Annotated in this window: 14 protein-coding genes and 2 pseudogenes; 7 read left to right on the forward strand and 9 right to left on the reverse strand. The window is 70.0% G+C overall.

Going from position 1 to position 18,030, the window contains the following annotated elements; translation table 11 throughout:
* Nucleotides 1-217: 217 nt before the first annotated feature.
* Entirely contained in the window at nt 218-1,027 is an 810-nt protein-coding gene (locus GWK25_RS36140) for a cell wall protein (protein ID WP_251829196.1), read from the reverse strand.
* Between the two features lie 344 nt (nt 1,028-1,371).
* A complete protein-coding gene (locus tag GWK25_RS36145; protein WP_374200663.1) occupies nt 1,372-2,757 on the reverse strand; it encodes an ROK family protein in 1,386 nt (461 codons plus the stop codon).
* A gap of 56 nt (nt 2,758-2,813) precedes the next feature.
* On the opposite strand from GWK25_RS36145, the gene GWK25_RS36150 reads away from it, so the two are divergent.
* The gene (locus GWK25_RS36150) at nt 2,814-3,899 is read left to right on the forward strand and encodes a Gfo/Idh/MocA family oxidoreductase (RefSeq protein WP_215455709.1); all 1,086 of its coding nucleotides are present in this window, start codon (nt 2,814-2,816) and stop codon (nt 3,897-3,899) included.
* Between the two features lie 11 nt (nt 3,900-3,910).
* Nucleotides 3,911-4,372 carry a heme-degrading domain-containing protein gene (locus GWK25_RS36155; protein ID WP_215457841.1) on the forward strand — a complete coding sequence of 154 codons (462 nt, stop codon included), beginning with the start codon at nt 3,911-3,913 and terminating at the stop codon, nt 4,370-4,372.
* Between the two features lie 112 nt (nt 4,373-4,484).
* Here the strand turns inward: GWK25_RS36155 and GWK25_RS36160 are convergent.
* The 4 genes and pseudogenes from GWK25_RS36160 to GWK25_RS36175 all read right to left on the reverse strand — a co-directional run bounded on the left by GWK25_RS36160 (nt 4,485) and on the right by GWK25_RS36175 (nt 7,784).
* Nucleotides 4,485-5,341: pseudogene (locus GWK25_RS36160) on the reverse strand (fumarylacetoacetate hydrolase family protein).
* Between the two features lie 465 nt (nt 5,342-5,806).
* Nucleotides 5,807-6,529: pseudogene (locus GWK25_RS36165) on the reverse strand (YidC/Oxa1 family membrane protein insertase); the annotation flags it as partial.
* A 152-nt stretch (nt 6,530-6,681) separates the two neighbouring features.
* Nucleotides 6,682-6,993 carry a DUF6412 domain-containing protein gene (locus tag GWK25_RS36170; RefSeq protein WP_215455710.1) on the reverse strand — a complete coding sequence of 104 codons (312 nt, stop codon included), beginning with the start codon at nt 6,991-6,993 and terminating at the stop codon, nt 6,682-6,684.
* An 83-nt stretch (nt 6,994-7,076) separates the two neighbouring features.
* Nucleotides 7,077-7,784, reverse strand: coding sequence for a class E sortase (locus GWK25_RS36175; protein ID WP_215455711.1), 708 nt, complete (start codon nt 7,782-7,784; stop codon nt 7,077-7,079).
* A gap of 172 nt (nt 7,785-7,956) precedes the next feature.
* Between GWK25_RS36175 and GWK25_RS36180 the strand changes: the two genes are divergently transcribed.
* From GWK25_RS36180 to GWK25_RS36200, 5 genes are all read left to right on the forward strand, one after another.
* The gene (locus GWK25_RS36180) at nt 7,957-9,519 is read left to right on the forward strand and encodes a beta-1,6-galactanase (protein ID WP_215455712.1); all 1,563 of its coding nucleotides are present in this window, start codon (nt 7,957-7,959) and stop codon (nt 9,517-9,519) included.
* Nucleotides 9,520-9,635: 116 nt separating this feature from the next.
* Complete coding sequence (locus GWK25_RS36185) at nt 9,636-10,646, forward strand: SEC-C domain-containing protein (protein WP_215455713.1); 1,011 nt, start codon at nt 9,636-9,638, stop codon at nt 10,644-10,646.
* 450 nt (nt 10,647-11,096) lie between these two features.
* On the forward strand, nt 11,097-11,507 hold the full coding sequence (locus GWK25_RS36190) for a very short patch repair endonuclease (protein ID WP_215457842.1): 411 nt from the start codon (nt 11,097-11,099) through the stop codon (nt 11,505-11,507).
* The gene (locus tag GWK25_RS36195; RefSeq protein WP_215455714.1) at nt 11,495-12,490 is read left to right on the forward strand and encodes a DNA cytosine methyltransferase; all 996 of its coding nucleotides are present in this window, start codon (nt 11,495-11,497) and stop codon (nt 12,488-12,490) included. The genes GWK25_RS36190 and GWK25_RS36195 overlap by 13 nt, the downstream gene beginning before the upstream one ends.
* An 11-nt stretch (nt 12,491-12,501) precedes the next feature.
* Nucleotides 12,502-13,860 (forward strand): DNA cytosine methyltransferase, encoded by a 1,359-nt coding sequence (locus GWK25_RS36200; RefSeq protein ID WP_215455715.1) that lies wholly within the window; start codon nt 12,502-12,504, stop codon nt 13,858-13,860.
* A 25-nt stretch (nt 13,861-13,885) separates the two neighbouring features.
* On the opposite strand, the gene GWK25_RS36205 is transcribed toward GWK25_RS36200, so the two are convergent.
* The 3 genes from GWK25_RS36205 to GWK25_RS36215 are packed head-to-tail and all read right to left on the reverse strand — an operon-like array spanning nt 13,886 to nt 17,913.
* A complete protein-coding gene (locus GWK25_RS36205) occupies nt 13,886-14,764 on the reverse strand; it encodes a DUF6339 family protein (RefSeq protein WP_215455716.1) in 879 nt (292 codons plus the stop codon).
* Nucleotides 14,761-15,756 (reverse strand): hypothetical protein, encoded by a 996-nt coding sequence (locus tag GWK25_RS36210; protein ID WP_215455717.1) that lies wholly within the window; start codon nt 15,754-15,756, stop codon nt 14,761-14,763. The genes GWK25_RS36205 and GWK25_RS36210 overlap by 4 nt, the downstream gene beginning before the upstream one ends.
* Nucleotides 15,757-15,759: 3 nt before the next feature.
* Entirely contained in the window at nt 15,760-17,913 is a 2,154-nt protein-coding gene (locus GWK25_RS36215) for a helix-turn-helix transcriptional regulator (protein ID WP_215457843.1), read from the reverse strand.
* Nucleotides 17,914-18,030 lie beyond the last annotated feature (117 nt).

Raw genomic sequence — 18,030 nt, forward strand, 5'->3', positions numbered from 1 at the left:
ATCCGTCGTCCGTACGTCCGGGTCCGCCCCAACCCTAGTGAGCCCTGGCAGAAAAGAGGAGGCCGATCTTGGGGGCTGAGACCGGGGTCGCTTCAGGTCAGCGGGGGTGTGGGGGCCATGGCCCCCGGCACCGGCACCGGCGTGGGAATCAGCGCCGACGTCACCATCTGCACGGGTGCCGGCGTCGAGCGTCGGGGCGGGTGCCGGTCTCGTGCCGTCAGCGGGTCCGTCTGCGGACCGTTGCCGTCAGAAGGCCGCCGGCGGCCAGCAGCAGGAGGCCGGTGACGTACGGGAGGGCCTCGCGCATGCCCGAGGCGGCCAGTTCGTCGGGGTACGGCCGCCGCTCGTCCGGTACGGCCGTCGTGCCGTCCCTCTCCTTCGCCGCCCCACCGCTGTCCTGGTCGGCCTCCGTCCCGCCCTCCTCCTCCTCGTCGTCGGTGATGCGGAAGCGGTAGTCGTTGGACTCCCCCACCCACGTGCCGTCGTCGCCGCGCCGCTCGACGACGGCCGCGTTCGCCACGACCTCGTTCGGCACGGTCGCGTCGGAGGTGAGGGAGAGGCGGACCTTGACGGCGAGGGTGCGGCCGGGGAGCACGGTGAAGCCGGTTCCGCCGCCGTTCCCGTCCCCGCCGAGAACGCCGACCAGTTCGTCCGCGTCGGTCCGTTCGAAGGTCACCGGCCGGGGGGTGGTGTCGTCGGCGTCGTCGTAGAACTCCAGCTGCGGCTGGCTCCGCTGCAGCGTGCGCGCGCTGTCGGCCAGCACGACGACCGGGTGGATGTTGCCGCAGGTCCGGGAGGTGGTGTTGGTGAGCTCCACGGCCCAGGTGCGGAAGCCGCCGCCGGCGACGTAGGTGGTGGGGCCGCCGCGGATCCGGGTCCGGATGGGAAAGGCGCCGCTGTCGTCACCGACGCAGCCGATCCGCAGGGCGTCCGACGCGGGCGCGGGCACGGTGGCCGCCGCCGCGGGACCACTGGCGAGCGCGGCTGCGGCGGCGAGGGCAAGGGTCAGGCACGTACACAGTCGCATGAACACATGACCATGCCACCCACCCGCCCCGACAAGCCCCGCCACGCCCCGGGGCCCGGGGATCACACCCGAATATCCGCTCGATCAGCGGAGTCACCGGCTCCCTTCGAGAGCCGCGGGCACGAGAAACTGCGGGCCATCGAGACGGCGCGAGAAGCCGCGGGCCACTTTCAAACGCCGGCTGCGCATACCCCCGGTCGCTTTTCAGGGGCGCGGGGAACTGCGCGAACAACCCCACACCACCCGCAGCCGCCCGCCAACCGCACCCCCACGGCACCCCGGCGCATCGCCCCCCACCCGCACGGCGCCCCGGCGCATCCCCGTCACCCCTCACCCGCTCCCCGTCACCCGTCCTCCCGCCCGAACAACGGCGCGAGCAGCAGCTGAGCCGCCCCCTCCGCAACCGCCGACACCCCACCCCCGGCAACCCGCACCGGCACGGCCGGATCCTCCCCCTGCAACCGGGCCCACTCGTCGAGCACGAACCCGACCCCCCGCACGAACTCCTCCGGCCAGGCCTCGACCGTACGCCCGCCCAACAGCACCACCTCGATGTCGAGGAGCCCCACGAGGTTGGCGGCCCCCGTCCCGAGCACCCGCGCCGCCTCCGCCACGTCCCCCCGCGCCACCGCCGCGAGGCACAGTGCCTCGACGCACCCCCGGTTCCCGCACTCGCACCTCGGCCCGTCCAACTGAACGACCTGGTGCCCGAACTCCCCGGCCCGGGTCCGGGCACCCCGGTGGACGGATCCGTCGATCACGAGTCCGGCACCCAGCCCCGTACCGAGGTGGAGGTAGGCGAAGGACCCGTGCGCCCCCGCGGCCGCCGCGAGCCTCAGGGCCGCCGCGTTGGTGTCCTTGTCCACGACCACCGGCACCCCCAACCGCCGCGCCAGCGCCGCCCGCAACGGAAACCCGTCCCACTCCGGAAACCCGGTGACCCGGTGCAACACACCGTGCAGATGATCGAGGGGCCCGGGCAGAGCGACTCCGACGCCGAGCACGGGGAGGAGAGGGGGACCATGAGGAACGGAGCCGGACCCCACGGCGACCACGGACGCGGCATCGGTGTCTGTTTCTGTGCCGGTGGCCGTTTCTGTGTCGGTGTCGGTGTCGATCTCGGTCTCGGTGTCGGTGTCGATGTCGGAACCCGGACCGGACCCGAGCCGCGAAGCCGCGTCACCGACCCCGTCGTCACCGCCCCGATAACCCCCGGTCCCCACCCCCCGCTCCTCACTCGCCTGCGCCAGCAACGCCTCCACCTCACGCGCCGCGCCCTCGACCACGTTCTCCGCCCCCGCGCCCAGATCCAGCGGCGCCTGTCGCAGCGCGACCACCGCCCCGGTCAGATCGCAGAGCACGGCCGTCAGCTCGTCGCGGTCGAGGTGGAGGCCGACGGCGTGCCCGGCGTCGGGCACGAGCCGCAGTACGGTGCGCGGCTTGCCACCGGTGGACGCCCGGTACCCCGCCTCCGTCGCCAACCCGTCCGCCCGCAACCGTGCGGTGATCTTGCTGACGGCCTGCGGGGTGAGCCCGGTCCGTTCCGCCAGCTCCAGCCGGCTTATCCCGGCGGCGCCCGCCCTGCGCAGCAGATCCAGCACCAGCGCCCCGTTGTGACTACGCAACGCGAGCAGGTTCACTCCCGCGACACCACCGGTCCGCCCGCGACCACCCCCGTTGCCGTCGCCGATCCCGTCGCCGAACCCGTCACCGATCCCGTTGCCGTCCACACCCCCATTGTCCCTCGCGCTTGCACTTTGGCAACAGCGTTGCTTAAGTGGGTGGTATGACAGGCACCAGCACAGACAGGCCCTGGCGTGTCGCCCTCGTCGGCTACGGCCTCGCCGGCTCCGTCTTCCACGCCCCGCTGATCGCCGCGACGGAGGGTCTGACTCTCGACACGGTCGTCACGTCGAACGCGGAACGCCAGGCGCAGGCCCGCGCCGAGTTCCCGGACGTACGGTTCGCGGCCACGGCGGACGAGCTCTGGTCGCGGGCAGGCGAGCTGGACCTGGTCGTCGTGGCCTCGCCGAACAAGACGCACGTCCCGATCGCCACCGCCGCCCTGGAGGCGGGCCTCGCGGTCGTCGTCGACAAGCCGGTGGCCGGTACGGCGGCCGAGGCGCGCGAGCTGGCCGCCCTCGCGGACGCGCGCGGCCTGTTGCTCTCCGTCTTCCAGAACCGCCGCTGGGACAACGACTTCCTGACCCTGCGCCGCCTCCTCGCCGCCGGCGAACTGGGCGAGATCCGCCGCTTCGAGTCCCGCTTCGAACGCTGGCGCCCCCAGCTGAAGGGCGGCTGGCGCGAGTCCGGCGACCCCGCGGAGATCGGAGGTCTCCTCTACGACCTGGGCAGCCATGTCGTGGACCAGGCCCTCACCCTCTTCGGCCCCGCCACCCTGGTGTACGCGGAGTCCGACCTGCGCCGCCCCGGCGCCGAGGCGGACGACGACACGTTCATCGCCGTGACGCACGCGAACGGCGTCCGTTCCCACTTCTACGCCTCCGCCGTCACCCCCCAACTCGGCCCGCGCTTCCGTGTGCTGGGCTCCGAGGCGGGTTACGTCAAGTACGGCCTCGACCCCCAGGAGGCGGCCCTCCGCGAGGGCGAGCGCCCCACCCCCGGCGCCGCCTGGGGCCAGGAGCCCGAGGACCTCTGGGGCCGCGTCGGCGCCGGCGACTCCCCGCTGACCGACGGCGGCCGCCCCGTCCCCACCGTCCCCGGCGACTACCCCGCGTACTACGCGGCCGTGGCCGCGGCGCTGCACGGCACCGGCGACAACCCGGTCACGGCGTACGAGGCCGCCGCCGCGCTCGACGTACTGGAGGCGGCCCGCACGTCCGCGAGCGAGGGCGTGGCGGTGAAGCTGTGACGACCCACGACATCCCAACCATCGAGGAACTGGAAGCGCAGGAGCGCCAGTTGGTGCTCCCCCGCTTCACCCACGAGGACGCCTGGGCCCTGGGCTCCCTGCTGGTGGAGCTGGCCCGCGTGCGGAACGCACCCGTCGCCATCGACATCCGCCGCGGCCCCCAGCAGCTCTTCCACGCGGCCCTGCCCGGCTCGTCGGCGGACAACGACGCCTGGATCGACCGCAAACGCCGGGTCGTGGAGCGCTACGCGAGCTCCTCCTACCTCGTCGGCGCCCGCTTCCGCGCCAAGGGCACGACCTTCGAGGAGTCCTCCCGCCTGGACCCCGACCAGTACGCCGCACACGGCGGTTCCTTCCCCCTGACGGTGGAGGGAACAGGCGTGATCGGCACGGTGACGGTCTCGGGCCTCCCCCAACTGGAGGACCACGCGATGGTGGTGGAGGCCCTGCAACACTTCAAGAGCACCCTGTAACCACCGCCCCCAAGGGGCGCGGGGAACTGCGCGACAAGCCCCAACGCACCCGCAGCCGCCACCGATCAGCAGCCCCCAGCCCCTTGGGCACCCGGCGCCCCAAGCGGAGCGCCTACGCGTCGACGAACTCCTGCCGCTGCCGCCCCAGCCCGTCGATCTCCAGCTCCACGACATCCCGGCCCGCAGGAACGGCTTCGGCTCGGGCTCCCCCAGAGCCACCCCCGCCGGCGTCCCCGTATTGATGACGTCCCCGGGGTACAGCGTCATGAACTGGCTGACGTACCGCACGACTTCACTCACCGCGAAGATCTGCTCCCCGGTCGTGCCGTCCTGCTTCAGCTCCCCGTTGACCCACAGCCGGAGCGCCAGCTTCTGCGGGTCCGGTACCTCGTCGGCGGTGACCAGCCACGGCCCCAACGGGTTGAACGTCTCGCAGTTCTTGCCCTTGTCCCACGTCCCGCCGCGCTCCAGCTGGAACTCCCGCTCGGACACGTCGTGCGAGACGGCGTACCCGGCGACATGCTCCAGCGCGGCCTCGCGCGACTCGACGTACCGGGCGGTCCGCCCGATGACGACGGCGAGCTCGACCTCCCAGTCGGTCTTGGTCGACCCGCGCGGCACGAGCACCGTGTCGTGCGGCCCGACGACCGTGTCCGCCGCCTTGAAGAAGATCACCGGCTCGGCGGGCGGCTCGGCCCCCGTCTCGCGCGCGTGGTCGTGGTAGTTGAGCCCGATACAGACGATCTTGCCGATCCGGGCGACCGGCGGTCCGATGCGCAGCCCCGCCGCGTCCAGCACGGGCAGCGCACCGCTCTCGGCCGCCTCGCGGACCCGCCCGAGCGCCGCCTCGTCCGCGAGGAGCGCACCGTCGATGTCCGGCACGACCTCCGAGAGGTCCCGCAGGACCCCCTCGGCGTCGAGCAGCGCGGGCCGCTCCGCGCCCGCCGTACCGACTCGCAGCAGCTTCATGGTCGCCAACTCCCTCGATCGTCCACCGCCCGACCGATGGGCGCGGCCATCGGAGGACTGGTCGATCGTCCAAGGTCATGGTCCACTCCGCAAGACCCGGTTCACGGACTGGACCACTCGCCCCGGGCCTCGGACCGACTACCGCTTGGTAGCAGCCGCCGACCTGCCCGTCCTCCCCGAACCCGCCGAACCCGCTCGCGACCTACCCGACCTCGCCCTGCGCGGCCCCGACGTACGAGGCGCACCCGATCCGGACTCACCGGAAGCGACCGCAGCGGCCTTCCTGCTCTTGGCAGTCCCGTCGGCCTTGGCAGCCCCAGTCTTGGCGGCCTTGGCGGCCTTGGTGGTCTGGGCGGTCTTGGTGGTCTGGGCGGTCTTGGTGGTCTTGCTGGCCTTGGCAGTCCCGTCGGCCCCGGCGGTCTCGGCGGTCTCGGCAGTCCCGTCGGTCTCGGCCTCCGGGAGCGGGTACAGCACCGCCCGCTCCACCGCCGTCCACGTCGTGCTGGTCACCACGTACAACGCGGCCGCCAGCGGCACCACCGCCACGGTGACCAGTGTGAAGAAGGACAGGAACGGCATGAACTTGCTGACGGCCCCCATGCTCGCCGCCATCCCGGGCAGCTGCTCGTCCGACACGGCCGGCACCCCGGCCGTACCGGCGGCCATCATCCGCTTCGTACGCCGGAAGTTGAAGACCGCGACCCCCGTGACGATCACGAACAGCCCGACGTAGACGAGCCCCTGCGCCCCGAAGACGCCGCCGTGGGCGAGCGCGTCGGCCCAGCGGTCGCCGAGCGGGGCGGCGAAGAGCCGGTGGGTGAGGAGGGCGTTGGCCTCGCCGCCGATCGTGGTGTTGGAGAACAGGTGGTAGAGCAGGAAGAAGGCCGGCAGCTGGCACAGGCTCGGCAGGCAGCCGGACAGCGGCGACACCTTCTCCTTCGTGTGCAGCTCCAGCAGTGCCTTCTGCAGCTTCTCGGGGTTCTTCGCGTGCTTCTTCCGCAGCTCCGCGATCTGCGGCTGCAACGCGATCCGCGCCCGCTGCCCCCGCGCCGCCGCCCGCGACAGGGGGTGCACGAGCAGTCGTACGAGCGCCGTGAACAGGACGATCGCGACGGCGGTCGCGGAGGCGTGGAACAGCGGCTGGAGCAGATCGGCGAGATGCTCGACAAGGTCAGCGAAAACGGACATGGGTGTGAGCCCTCCAGGGGTCTCGTCGTGCCGGTGAGAAGTGGTCGGACAGACCGAACTCGGCGCGACGGCCCACGTGCGGAGCACAGACCTCAGCCAGGACAGCGGGGAGCTGAGGCGAGGTGAGGGGGGTGGAGCGGGTGCGGTGTGCCCTACGCGGTGGCCGTCAGGAGGGCACGTCCGGGCGCGCGGGGGCGCGTACGCCCGCGTGCGTCGGGATCGCGTTGGGGCAGGAACGCCGTACGGCGTTCACGGTCCCGGATCGCCGTACGGACGCGCGTACGGGGTACGACGGGCGCGCAGCGCGAGGTGATCAGCGCGCAGGCGGCGAACGCGGAGCCGGCCGCGGCGGTGGCGGCGAAGGCGACGGCGGCGGAGAGCGTGCCGGTGTCTAGGACGGCGACCTCGAAGAGGAGCAGCAGCAACATCGCGGCGGGGCGAAGACTGGCCCAGCTACGGATCACGGCTCCCCCTCTCAAACAACTCACGGAACTCACGGAACTCCCGCAACTCTCGGAGCTCCCGAACGACTCTCGCACACATGCTCTCATCTGAGGCGTACCGAGCGCAGCTTCCCCCAGACGACGAGCCGGTACGTGGAGGTGTACGCGGGCGTGCAGGTGGTGAGCGTGAGGTAGTGGCCGGGCTCGCGATACCCGTAGGACGGCCGCACGTCGCTGCGCGGGACTGGCCGCAGGACCCCGCCGTCGCCGGGCGCGGTCTGCGGGAGCGTGCTGTCGACGACGTACGTGAGGACGGCGTCCCGCGTCTCGACGCGCACCTCGTCACCGGTTTCGAGCCGGTCGAGGTGGCGGAAGGGCTCGCCGTGGGTGGTGCGGTGCCCGGCGAGGGCGAGGTTCCCGGGCCGCCCCGGCTGCGCGGTCCCCGGGTAGTGCCCGACGAACCCCTTGTCGAGGACCTCTGCCCTCCCGACTCCTTCGGCGACGGGGGCTCGTAGATGGAGCCGGGGGATGACGAGCACGGCGTAGGCCTGAACGGCCTGAACGGACCCCGGGCCCACGCTCCCCTGAGTCCGGTGGGTCCGTACCGTCCACGCCCTCTCCGTCCGTGCCGCCTCCGCCCATGCCCGCTCCAGCGCGGCCACCTCCCGGGCCGCCCCTTCCTGGGCCTGCCGGTTGGTCCACCACAGCTGATGGGCGACGAAGAGCAGCAGAACGAGCCCGAGGGTGACGGCACACTCCGCGGCGACCCAGAGCGGGCGGGCCCGACCCGACAACGACCCCGGGACTTTCATCTCCCCTTCTCACAACCCTTGGAAGAAATCGGAGAAAGCGCTGTCACACCTCTCGACAACCTCACCACTCACCCCTGACTCTTCCGATGTCCCCACTCAGCAGTCCGGAAGGCGACGGATCCCTGTCCGCTCTCCTTCCCTCTCCTCGGCACCCGCACCCCCCGGAGCTGACATGACCGCATCCCCCGACCCCACGAACGACAGGCAGAGACGGACGGCGGAGTCCTCGACCCCCGACAGGACCGCGGGGCACTCGCCCTCCTTCGGCCGCAGGGCGCTCCTGGCGGCGGCCGGCGGCGCGGTCGTCGGCACCGCGCTCGGCACGGGCACGGCGAGCGCGGACGCGACGATCGCCGTCAACCCGGCCACGAAGTACGGCACTTGGGAGGGCTGGGGCACATCCCTCGCCTGGTGGGCCAATGTGTTCGGTGCCCGGGACGACTTCGCCGACCTGTGGTTCACCACGAAGACGACGACGTACAACGGCACGGCGCTGCCCGGCCTGGGCATGAACATCGCCCGCTACAACCTCGGCGCGTGCAGCTGGAACACGGTGGATGGCTCGGCCATGGTCAAGTCCCCGAACATCCCCGCCTTCAAGCAGATCGAGGGCTTCTGGCAGAACTGGAACAACGAGGACCCGGCGTCCTCGGCCTGGAACTGGAACGCGGACGGCAACCAGCGCGCGGCCCTGACGAAGGCGGTGGCGCGCGGCGCGACCACCGAACTCTTCGCGAACTCCCCGATGTGGTGGATGTGCCTGAACCACAACCCCTCGGGCGCCTCCGGCGGCGGCAACAACCTCCAGTCCTGGAACTACCGCCAGCACGCCTCCCACCTGGCGGCGACGGCTCTGCGCGCCAAGAACAACTGGGGCGTGAACTTCGCGACGGTCGACCCCTTCAACGAGCCGGCGTCGTCGTGGTGGACGGCGACCGGCACCCAGGAGGGCTGCCACATGGACCCGGCGGTCCAGGCCGCCGTACTCCCCCACATGCGCAGCGAGCTGGACAAGCGGGGCCTGACGAACATCCGTATCACCGCCTCCGACGAGACGAACTACGACACGGCCCGCTCCACGTGGAACTCCTTCAACGCCTCCACGAAGTCCCTGGTCAGCCAGGTGAACGTGCACGGCTACCAGGGCGCGGACGGCCGCCGGGACCTCCTCTACACGGACGTGGTGACGACGTCCGGAAAGAAGCTGTGGAACTCGGAGACGGGCGACAGCGACGGCTCGGGCTGGACCCTCGCCCGCAACCTCTGTTACGACTTCCGCTGGCTGCACCCCACCGCCTGGGTCTACTGGCAGGTGATGGACCCGACGGCGGGCTGGGGCATGATCAAGTACGACGCGAACACGCTCCAGCCGGGCGCGATCGAGACGAAGTACTACGTGATGGCGCAGTTCAGCCGCCACATCCGCCCGGGGATGACGATCCTGGACGCGGGCTCCAGCTACACGGCGGCGGCGTACGACGCGGCGGCGCGGCGCCTGGTGATCGTGGCGATCAACACCGCGTCCTCGGCCCAGACCTTCACCTTCAACCTGTCGGGCTTCACGACGGTGACGGGCGGCTCGGGCGGCCTGGTCCCCCGCTGGAACACCCACACCTCGGGCGGCTCCGACCGCTACCGCGCGTACTCGGACACGTTCCTGAACGGCAAGTCGGTGGCGGTCCCGTTCGCGGCGGGCGCGGTACAGACGTTGCAGATCGACGGCGTGACGATCTAGCGGGGGTGGAGGTGGGAGCGTGCGCGCCCCGGCAGTGGCACCCTCCCACCTCCCCGCCTCCACCCACACCTCGCCTCCGCCCCCTTCGGTCCCCCATCGGCAGTACGGTGTCGTCCATGCGCCCCGACACGCCTGCCGAGAACGTCGACCACACCGCCGAAGCGGCACGCCTGGAGCGGACCGCCGACCTCTACCCGGAGGACGCCGAGCACCTGCTGCTGCAGGCCGCGGCCCACCGGGAACTGGCCGGCGACCGCCCCACCGCGACAGCCCTCTACGACCGCCTGCTGTCGTCGTCCGCCCCTCTCGACAACCCCCACCTGGTACGCGCCCTCAAGGCCTCCAACCTCTGGGAGTACGGTCACGAGGCCGAGGCCCGCGCGATCATCGACGGAGTCCGCGCGGCCGCTCCGCGCGACCCGGCCCCGTGGGTGATCGTCGCCGAGGCCCTGGAGGCCCACGACGAACTCGAAGCGGCCCAGGACACCTTCACCGCGGCCGTGACCCTCCTCCTGACGGACGTGGCGGAGCCCCCGTACGCCACCCGCCCCCTCCTCTTCGGCCGCCACCGGGTCCGCCGCATGCTGGGCGCGACGCACGACAACTGGGACGCCGTGGCGGACACCCTCCACTCGTCCTCGATCTCCCTGGACGAACTCCACGACCCGAAACGCGTCTGGTCCCTGGGCTCGGACAACCCGGCGGAACTCCAGGCCGAGATCTCCCGCCTACGAGCAGAACTGGGCGCCTACCGCGAAGCCCTGTCCCGCCCGTTCCCGGTGGCGGTCCTGCACTGGCCGGCCCCGGAACTCGCGGAACTGGTGGGCGCGTACCCGGGCCTGACCGCGGAGTACCCCTCGCACGAGGAGCACCTGGCGACGATAGAGGCGTCGCTGCGGGAGCTGGCGACCTCCGGCACGCCGAACCTCGGCATCGTGACGGGCACGGTCCCGTCGTACGAGGCGTTCGCGGCGTCGGAGGGCACGTCCCCGGACGACACGACGCTGCTGCCGCAGTACGCCACGACGCTGGCGGCGCGGGGGTTGGCGGTGTCTTGGCCACCGCAGAGGGGGAGCGCTTGCTGGTGCGGCTCGGGGCGGGCGTACGAGACGTGCCACGGGGCGTAGCCGTTGAGGCATGGGCCGCACCCCATCCACTCCCTGTGAGCCGCTAAGCAAACCCGGCGTGCTTGCGAGACGCGACCGCGCCCCGAACCCCGCTCAGCAGCCCAGCCACCGCCCACCTGAACCCGGCCGGGCCACCCGCCCTCCCGGGCCGCTCGCTCGCTTCTCTCCCAGTGATTCCGCGGCCCGGGTCAAGGGTGGCCCGAAGGGCCATCGCCGAAGGCGACGCGCAGCGCCCTTGAGGCGGGCCGCGGAAGCGCGACACTGCAAAGAAGCGAGTGGCCCTACGGCAGCACCGAACCGCATCGCCGCCATCTCGATCACCAAGCCCCGGAGCGGCTGACCGCTCCGCTGTGATGGAATCGAACTGCAACCGACCGGACCGAGCCGCGATCGTGAGGCACAGCCGCCTTGAGCACGATGAAGCCGTTGTCGCCCGCCGTCTCCGCGCGCATGAGCAGACAGGTCAGCAAGGACACGGCCGCCGAACTGGCCGTTCGTCGCTTGCTCCACGCCGCCGGATTGCGCTACCGCGTCGAGTACCCGGTACCAGGCATGGCCCGACGACGCATCGACGTGGCGTTCACCCGAGCCAAGGTGGCCGTCCTGATCGACGGGTGCTTCTGGCACGGATGCCCGGAGCACGCCACGCAGCCGAAGTCGAACGCAGAGTGGTGGCGCAACAAGCTGGACCGGAACATGGCCCGCGATAAGGAGACGACGGATCACCTGACCGCCGCAGGGTGGATGGTGTTGCGGTTCTGGGAACATGAAGCCCCTGAGGAAGTGGCCGTGCGAGTGGCCGCAACAGTGGAACGACGTCTGGCAGAGGGAACGAAGGGACGTGAAGCGTGGGGGGACTGACGTTCGTGGATGTCTGCTCTGGAGCGGGCGGCCTGGCTCTGGGACTGGAACAGGCGGGGTTCGAACCGCGCCTGCTGCTGGACGAGGACGAGGTGGCCGTCAGAACCCTCAAGACCAACCGGCCACAGTGGAACGTACTCTGCGCTGATCTACTGGACTTCGACCCGGCCGAGCACCCCGTGAGTTACGACGTCGATCTCCTCGCGGCAGGTCTGCCGCGGGTGAAGTCGAGCGCGACCGTCGAACGGGCTGATTCGAACGAGGAGGAAGAACTGCTGAGGGCGACTGTCCTGCTCGCCCATGCGATCAAGCCTCGGGCCATCCTCATCGAGAACGTCCCTGGGCTCGCCGATTCTGACGCGTACCAGCCCTTCCGCGACTTCGCCCGGGCCGAACTCGCGCACCTGGGATACGAGTTCAGTTGGTTCGTCGTGAACGCCGTCGACTTCGGCGTACCGCAGAACCGAAAGCAAGGCGTCCTTGTAGCAGTCAAACAGTCGCTCGCCGAAGCGTTCCGCCCGCCGACGCCCACTGTGAGCGAACCGGCTACGGTCGGCGTCGTTCTGGGGCCGTCCATGGCCTCACACGGCTGGCAGGATGCCGCACGCTGGGCCGCTCAAGCCGATCAACCGGCTCCGACATTGGTCGGAGGCTCTAAGAACCGAGGCGGCGCGGATCTGGGGCCGACCGGGGCCAAACGGAAGTGGGCGACCATGGGCGTCAACGCACACACGGTGGGCGACCGAATTCCCGGTCAGGACTTCGTATGGGATCCCGAGCTGGGCAGGGACAACATGGTGAAGATCACGACTGAGCAGGCCGCGCTTTTGCAGGGTTTTCCCGAATCGTGGGAGATCGCCGGACTCAAGACCGCACGATATCGCCAGGTCGGCCACGCGACACCGCCGCCCGTCGGAGAAGCCTTGGGGCAAGCCATCGCCGAAGCGTTGAACCGGGATCCAGCAGTCTCCCCGGCCGGCTAGACTTCCGCCACATGACCAGCTCGGCGCCACACCAGCCCATCCTCGACAAGCCCTTTGTCCTGGATCTCTTCGCGGGACCCGGAGGGCTGGATGTCGCGGGTCACACGCTCGACATCCCCAGTCTCGGCATCGAGTGGGACAAGGACGCCTGTCTCACTCGGTACGCGGCCGGATTGGAGACCCTGCACGCCGATGTGAGCGCAGTCCGCAGGGACTCCTTCGAGTCGCTGCCCCCGGAGATCAATGTGCTAGCCGGCGGGCCTCCCTGCCAAACCTATTCCGTGGCTGGGCACGGTGCCGGCCGAAAGAACCTGAACAAGGTCAAGGAGTACATCGAGCGACTGACTGCAGGCGATTCCGACGAGGCAATCGACGAGGATCTGAAGACTCTCAGCGATCCGCGCACCGCCCTGGTCCTCGAACCGCTCCGATACGCCCTCCAGGCGACCAGGAGTCCGAACCGCGGAAAGCGCCCGTACGACGTGATCGTCCTGGAGCAGGTCCCGGCGGTCGAGGAACTCTGGCACCACTACGCCAAGGTGTTGCATGAGACGGGCCTTCCCGACGGCACCAAGTACAAGGTCGTCGTAGGCCTCCTCGACACCGAGACGTACGGGGTCCCTCAGAAGCGATCCCGCGCGGTACTGATCGCTCGTCGTGAAGGGCTCGATACACCGTCGCTTCCCGCACCGACCCACCATTCCTACGAGGCCAAGGCATGGAACCGTAGGAACAACGACGACCAGGCACCCGCATCGAGCCAGGTTCATCAGCCGACCTTCGACGAAGACCCGGCGACCGTGGCCGATGAACACGAAGAAGTCAATGGCGAGGGCCTGCAGCCCTGGAGGTCGATGGGTGAGGTGCTCGCCGACCCGGTGGGCACACATCCGGGCCGCGAAACTCCTTTCCTGGTCCGCTCGAACTACGGCAGTTCCGGCATCCCCGGAAGGCGCGGAGTGCGGAGCGATCAACAGCCCGCGTTCACCGTCACCGGTCGTATCTCTCGCTTCGTGGTCTTCCAGCACCTCGACGCGGACATCGTCTATGAGGGCCCACGGTTCAGCATGAACGAGGCGGGGATGCTGCAGAGCTTCCCGCCGGACTATCCGTGGTCTGGTAGGGCGCAGGCCCAGCAGGTGGGCAACGCCGTGCCGCCCCTGTTCGGGGCACACCTGCTGAGCGCCGCGCTCGGTCTTCCCGCGCCGGACACGGATGCCCTGAGCAAGCCGTGGCCGTCAGCCACGGATGAGGAGCAGGCCAAGCTCCGCAGCCACGGCTGCGGAGCGGCGGACGACTGCACCGCCAGGTGCCCGCGCCCGGAGGACCAGGCTCCGGCACGTTCGTCCGTGCGCCCGCCCAGGCAGTAGTCCGCAGGTCGCCGTTGGGGTGGGGTCAGTCCGCATTCCTCCTGCCCCTGACCGGCGCAGTCTCGAACAAGACCGCGAAGTAGTCCGCCAGCGCAGCCACCGACTCCTCCGGGACGGAGTCTTCGTCGGGCCCTATCGGGAGTACGTGCCGTGCGACCGGTGGGGCCGTGTTCGCCTCAGTGATCCACTCCCGCAACCGGGTGGGATCCTTGGGCTCGTCCGGGGCGAGGACGTCGTAGATCAAGGTCGCTCCGGCTGTGCTGATCGCCGTGGTGAGTCCGTTGAGTTCTCGTCCGGTCGTGATGTGGCCGCTCTTGAGGAGTCGGACCAGGGCCTGGGCCGTGGGACGGTGGTCGATCACGTCCATCCGCAGCACGGTGTGGATGAGGTCCTGGTTTCCGCAGGCGACCTCGACGGGCTCATAGTCCTGCCCGTTCCGGAAGAGTTCAGCCGCCCACCACAGACGGGAGAAGCACTGACGGTCCGCCGGGCCCCGGAAGCGGTCCGCAGCGACAGGCCGGTTCGACCGGTTCGCCGTTGCCTCCGGCAAGTGACGCCACACGACGTAGTCAGGGGCCACCGACAGAGCGAGGTGGTTCCACAGACGCTTGTCCGCCGCCTCCCGTCGCGTCAGCCGCAGCGTGGCGTGCAGGCGCGGCGCGAGCCACGCGTCGGCTCGGGTGCGATCTGCCCGAAACTCGAACATGGCGTCCTCCACCAAGCTCCGGATCGGCTCGACCGACCACCTGGCGTCGTCCTCCGGAAGCGGCTCGACCACTTTGGCCAGGTCGATGCCGCCGTGCACGTGTTCACCCTTGAGTAGTTCTTCGGTGAGGAACGGGTCGACGGCCGAGGTGGAGAGCAGCGCCAAGCGCTCGGGTACATGGCTCGGTGCTGTGATCACGTCTCACTCTCCCGGTTCATCTGTTCCAGACTGCGGATGGCGTAGGCGAGCGCCTTGGTGGCGTCCGCGCGGCGGACCGCCGCGTAGTGGATGCGGGTCTGGAGTTCCACCCAGCCCGAGTCTCCGGTGCGGCGGCGATGGACCTGTCGTAGGGCCTCTTCGACCTGCACGCCAGGCACCACGTCCGGGAGCATCTCCCGCAGCACCTCGCCCTGCCAGTCGGTCGGGAAGACAGGGCCGCCCCCGGGTTCCACCTCCAGGTCCCCGATGGCGCCGTGGAACACCGCGGTCCAGATGTCGGTGGCCATCTGGGCCACCAGGAGGTCACGCACCTTGCTGTCCACTCCGGAACCGCTGCTGTCCAACAGCCCGATGACCCCCTCGACATCCGTGTTCACGAACACGGTAGGGACTCTGGCCGAGGTGTCCACGATCCAGGGCGCGTCCGCGTACGCCTGCAACCATGCCCGTGAGCTCTTCCTGAACGACGCTTTCTGAACGTCCAGTTGGAGTCCACGAACGGGCTCGTCGGAGACCGTGTCGACGATCCAGTTCCGATCGGTCTCCGCGATCGACCGACCACGCACTTCGTCCACCGTCCCGACGGCGTACACGGCGAGGGAGGCCCGACCCGCGTGATCGTCACGAAGCACTTCCAGGGAGCCGGACCAGTCACGGCCGTCCTCGGCATCACGCGTGAGGTCCGTGGAGGTACGGACATTGGTCTCGCCATCGGTCAGAACGGCGAGGACGCGGAGGTCGGACCAGGCCGCATCCGGCGTGTTCGCCCCGGGCGGCAGTGTCGCAGAGAGACCGATCGTGGCACTCACCCAGTCGGCGTGGCCGGCGACACCGAGTGCGACCGTCTGCTGCTGGGTGGAGTACGCAGTGGTCTCCAGTTGGTCGCGGGTGCCGTCGAGGAGCTTGAGGGAGACCGAGGTCACCCTGAGAGCGACCGGCCGGTTGAGTCGCTTGTACGGGTAGATCTTCACGTCTCATTCCCCCTTGCCGGCGCGGAGTTCGAGAACGAGGCGGGTGAGAGTGGTCCTGACCGGGTGGCTGGTGACATCGGTGGCCCCTCGGAACTTCGCGCGACGGGTGCCGGGCGGGAAGATCAGGGTGCCGTCCTCCACCTCACAGCCTTCGACGGCCACCAGTTCCGCCCAGTCCAGTTTCGGGCGGCCACCGGAGCGCACGTCGAGCTGGGCGACCGGCACCATCGGGACGATCTCGTCACCACGTGCGATACTCACTTCCGCGGTGATCTGCCACTCCCCGTCGTCTCCGACCGTCGCGTCGAGCCCGGCCAGGACAGGAACCACCGGCCCAGACGGCGCTTTGGCCTTGGGCCTCGTCTTCACTGTCAACGCCTTGCGCAGGGCCTCACCGCCTTCGCGGCTGCCGCGTTTGGGGCGCGCGACGATTTCTCTGACCGCGCTGTTGACCTCGGTGGTGAGCGCGTTGATCCGCCGGTACGCGGCAGGCGACCAGCGCAGGGTCAACTCCTCCGTCTGTCCCCAGCGATCGTGCTCAGGTGGTTCCGCCGCGCGCAGGAAGTCCTCTGCCTCCTTCGCGAAGGGGGCGGTTTCACCGGCGGCCTCGCCCACCAGCAGTACGGCCTGGAACGGGTTCGTGCCGAGCGGCAGGTTCGGAACGCCAGCGGTCTTGACGGTCATACGGTTGCCCCGTAGCGAATGCACCTGGTTCTGCGCTCCCTTCCCGCTGTCGGCGTCGGTGGCCAGGTCGGTGACCAGCAACACAGCTTGGTGGGTGCCGAGGGTGCCTCGGGCACCTCCGGACAGTGGCAGCTTCAAAGGCACACTTCGCGCCGCCACCTGGCCGGCCTCGATGAGCCGGTCCACGGTGGTGCCCTCGTAGTGGGCTCGCAGGGCACGGGTTCGGGCGGGCTGCTCGACGGACGGGTCCACCTGCTCCTCAGGTACGACAACTTCACCGTTGCGAAGGGCACGGACGGAGGCCTCAAGGAGGGGGAGCCGGTTCCCCCCACCGGTCATCGCGGCCCAGAAGTCGCGCCCCAGCGCCTCCACAAGACGACGGTGCATCCTGCGGATGTCGCGGGTGTCCTCGGCACTCTCCTCGTCCATGGTGTCGTCGTCGACGTCCGACCCGTTCTCCTCCAGGCTGGCCACGTCATGCGCACCGACGATGAGGAAGGAGGTGCCGGGTTCGTCGCTCTCCCGGGCGAGATGCAGTCGAGCCACGGTCTCCTCGTCCGCCCACCAGGAACGGGCGACCATCGCGCCGGGAGAATCGGGATCGGGGCGTCCGAACCAGGCGGGGCCCGCGTACGACTGGCCGTCCACCTTCCGCCAGGGAAGTTCGAGACGGCCGATGACTCGTCGCTCCGTACGCCCCTCATGGGGCTCGGACAGAGTGGAGTTGATGAGCACGAGCCCCAAGGCGCTGGTGGCCCAAAGGGTCGCCTTTCCCAGGCCGTACGAACCACCCGCGCTGTGCCCCGACTTGAGGCTCTCCAACTGCCGCCTGACCACGGCAGCGAACTTGCCGTCCTCGTAGTCGTCGCCGACGAGCCCCGACGCGTTGTAGTCGTCGACACGCAGCAGGACCAGGCGGCCCTTCTCGTACATGTCCCGCACCCCGGCGTCCACGACCCGGCCGACCTTCTGGGTTCCCGCGCCCTCCGAGACGGCGGAGTAGTGGGGGAAGAGGTCGTTCCAGAGGATCGCCTCACGGAACGCGTCGAGTGCGTCTCCGGTCAGCTCGTGCAACGTATAGCGAACCTTGACAGGTCGCCCGGACTCGATGCGCCGTTCGTCGAGACTGTTCTGACAGGTCTCTCGGGCGAGTACCTGCACGTCGGCGTCGAACGCGAAGGCCGCGGCGTTGCCCAGTTCACGGCCGCCGTCCGGATACCCAGGGCGGTGGTACCAGGTGATCGGCAGACCGGCCTGGGTGTCAGTGGTGCGGGTGTGCACCGTGCCGACGTCCGTGCCGAGCGCCTTGGCGATCTCCACCATGACGGTCGGGCGAGGCGTCGACCTCCCGGTGATCCACGCGGAAATCGCGGCCCGCGTCAGCTTGAGTTCCTGGGCCAGTTCGGCCTGCGTCTTCCCCGCGAGCTTGAGCTGTCGGGCCAACCAGGGCCCGAACTCCTCACCTGTGTCCAACCGTGCCACCTGCGCTTCCCTCGGAGTCGTCTGCGAGCCGCAGGCGACTGACCTGCGAGGCTAATTTGACGCGGTGAACACTGTCAACCAACAGTTGATCGAACATGGACGACCGGA

Source organism: Streptomyces sp. ATCC 21386 (assembly GCF_018728545.1).
In the GTDB taxonomy this organism is placed as follows: domain Bacteria; phylum Actinomycetota; class Actinomycetes; order Streptomycetales; family Streptomycetaceae; genus Streptomyces.

Bases quoted from the DNA above. Each gene is read 5' to 3' on its own strand.
- GWK25_RS36200 (WP_215455715.1), top strand. From the start codon at position 12,502: ATGACCAGCTCGGCGCCACACCAGCCCATCCTCGACAAGCCCTTTGTC.
- GWK25_RS36150 (WP_215455709.1), top strand. From the start codon at position 2,814: ATGACAGGCACCAGCACAGACAGGCCCTGGCGTGTCGCCCTCGTCGGC.
- GWK25_RS36190 (WP_215457842.1), top strand. From the start codon at position 11,097: ATGAGCAGACAGGTCAGCAAGGACACGGCCGCCGAACTGGCCGTTCGT.
- GWK25_RS36185 (WP_215455713.1), top strand. From the start codon at position 9,636: ATGCGCCCCGACACGCCTGCCGAGAACGTCGACCACACCGCCGAAGCG.
- GWK25_RS36175 (WP_215455711.1), bottom strand. From the start codon at position 7,784: ATGAAAGTCCCGGGGTCGTTGTCGGGTCGGGCCCGCCCGCTCTGGGTC.
- GWK25_RS36140 (WP_251829196.1), bottom strand. From the start codon at position 1,027: ATGCGACTGTGTACGTGCCTGACCCTTGCCCTCGCCGCCGCAGCCGCG.
- GWK25_RS36180 (WP_215455712.1), top strand. From the start codon at position 7,957: ATGACCGCATCCCCCGACCCCACGAACGACAGGCAGAGACGGACGGCG.